Annotated in this window: 2 rRNA genes; both read left to right on the forward strand. The window is 53.0% G+C overall.

Annotation, left to right across the window (positions count from 1 at the left end):
• Positions 1 to 2,256, forward strand: a 23S ribosomal RNA gene (locus ROG8370_RS19650); the annotation flags it as partial.
• A gap of 88 nt (positions 2,257 to 2,344) precedes the next feature.
• A 5S ribosomal RNA gene (gene rrf / locus ROG8370_RS19655) occupies positions 2,345 to 2,459 on the forward strand.
• The last annotated feature ends 148 nt before the right edge of the window (positions 2,460 to 2,607 follow it).

The following is a 2,607-nucleotide window of genomic DNA, read 5'->3' on the forward strand; positions in this document are numbered from 1 at the left end:
GTGACGGCGTACCTTTTGTATAATGGGTCATCGACTTGGTCTATCTAGCAAGCTTAAGCCGTTAGGTGTAGGCGCAGCGAAAGCGAGTCTTAATAGGGCGCATGAGTTAGATGGATCAGACCCGAAACCGAGTGATCTAGGCATGACCAGGATGAAGGTAAGGTAACACTTACTGGAGGTCCGAACCCACACCTGTTGAAAAAGGTCGGGATGAGTTGTGCCTAGGGGTGAAAGGCCAATCAAACTCGGAGATAGCTGGTTCTCTGCGAAATCTATTTAGGTAGAGCGTCATCCGAATACCCTCGGGGGTAGAGCACTGGATGGGTAATGGGGCCCCACAGGCTTACTGATCCTAACCAAACTCCGAATACCGAGGAGTACTAGATGGCAGACAGACTGCGAATGCTAACGTCCGTAGTCGAGAGGGAAACAACCCTGACCTACAGCTAAGGCCCCCAATTCATGGCTAAGTGGGAAAGCAGGTGGGACGACCAAAACAACCAGGAGGTTGGCTTAGAAGCAGCCATCCTTTAAAGATAGCGTAACAGCTCACTGGTCTAAATAAGTTGTCCTGCGGCGAAGATGTAACGGGGCTCAAGCCATGAGCCGAAGCTTAGGATGCCGTAAGGCATGGTAGCAGAGCGTAGTGTGACATAGTTCCATGTCTCTTTAGCGACTTCGGTCGTTACGGAGACACGGAGCTTTCGATGAAGCCGGGGCGTGAGCCATCCGGTGGAGAGATCACTAGTGAGAATGATGACATGAGTAGCGACAAAGAGTGTGAGAGACACTCTCGCCGAAAGTCCAAGGGTTCCTGCTTAAAGCTAATCTGAGCAGGGTAAGCCGACCCCTAAGGCGAGGCCGAAAGGCGTAGTCGATGGGAACCAGGTTAATATTCCTGGGCCAGGAAGAAGTGACGGATCTCGAGGGTAGTTCATCCTTATCGGATTGAATGGGCTGCTTAGAGGTTCCTGGAAATAGCTCTTCCGCTAGATCGTACCCTAAACCAACACAGGTGGACTGGTAGAGAATACCAAGGCGCTTGAGAGAACTATGTTGAAGGAACTCGGCAAAATACCTCCGTAAGTTCGCGAGAAGGAGGCCCGGTTTCTAGGCAACTAGAGGCTGGGGGCACAAACCAGGGGGTGGCGACTGTTTACTAAAAACACAGGGCTCTGCGAAGTCGCAAGACGACGTATAGGGTCTGACGCCTGCCCGGTGCCTGAAGGTTAAAAGGAGGGGTGAGAGCTCTGAATTGAAGCCCAGGTAAACGGCGGCCGTAACTATAACGGTCCTAAGGTAGCGAAATTCCTTGTCGGGTAAGTTCCGACCTGCACGAATGGCGTAACGACTTCCCCGCTGTCTCCAACATAGACTCAGCGAAATTGAATTACCTGTCAAGATGCAGGTTTCCCGCGGTTAGACGGAAAGACCCCGTGCACCTTTACTACAGCTTCGCACTGGCATCAGGATTGTGATGTGCAGGATAGGTGGTGGGCTTTGAAGCAGAAACGCTAGTTTCTGTGGAGCCTCCCTTGAGATACCACCCTTCGCACTCTTGATGTCTAACCGCGGTCCGTTATCCGGATCCGGGACCCTGCGTGGCGGGTAGTTTGACTGGGGCGGTCGCCTCCTAAAGCGTAACGGAGGCGCGCGAAGGTTGGCTCAGAGCGGTCGGAAATCGCTCGTTGAGTGCAATGGCAGAAGCCAGCCTGACTGCGAGACTGACAAGTCGAGCAGAGTCGAAAGACGGCCATAGTGATCCGGTGGTCCCAAGTGGGAGGGCCATCGCTCAACGGATAAAAGGTACGCCGGGGATAACAGGCTGATACTGCCCAAGAGTCCATATCGACGGCAGTGTTTGGCACCTCGATGTCGGCTCATCTCATCCTGGGGCTGGAGCAGGTCCCAAGGGTACGGCTGTTCGCCGTTTAAAGAGGTACGTGAGCTGGGTTTAGAACGTCGTGAGACAGTTCGGTCCCTATCTGCCGTGGGTGTAGGATACTTGAGAGGAGTTGCCCCTAGTACGAGAGGACCGGGGTGAACGAACCACTGGTGGACCTGTTGTGGCGCCAGCCGCAGTGCAGGGTAGCTATGTTCGGACAGGATAACCGCTGAAGGCATCTAAGCGGGAAGCCCCCCTCAAAACAAGGTATCCCTGAGAGCCGTGGTAGACCACCACGTCGATAGGCCAGAGATGTAAGCACAGTAATGTGTTCAGTTGACTGGTACTAATTGCTCGATAGGCTTGATTTGATCCAGTAATAGCCAGACTATTACGGATAAATCAGAAGCATACACATCATTAGATAACTTGACTTGGACGTTAGAGGTTTTTTCTCGGTTTGGTGGTCATAGCACAAGCGAAACACCCGGTCCCATCCCGAACCCGGCCGTTAAGCGCTGTCGCGCCAATGGTACTGCGTCTTAAGACGTGGGAGAGTAGGTCGCCGCCAAACCTAGTAAAAACCTCAAACGATAGTATCTCTCTGAACGATGATCAAAAAAGCGCCGCCCCTCCAAAGGGCGGCGTTTTTTTTGGTCTTCCCCCACGAAAATCGACCAACAGAGGGCCGTAGACCCAGGAAACTACCTGCTGCCGGGTCA

This window comes from Roseovarius gaetbuli (assembly GCF_900172365.1).
GTDB lineage: Bacteria > Pseudomonadota > Alphaproteobacteria > Rhodobacterales > Rhodobacteraceae > Roseovarius > Roseovarius gaetbuli.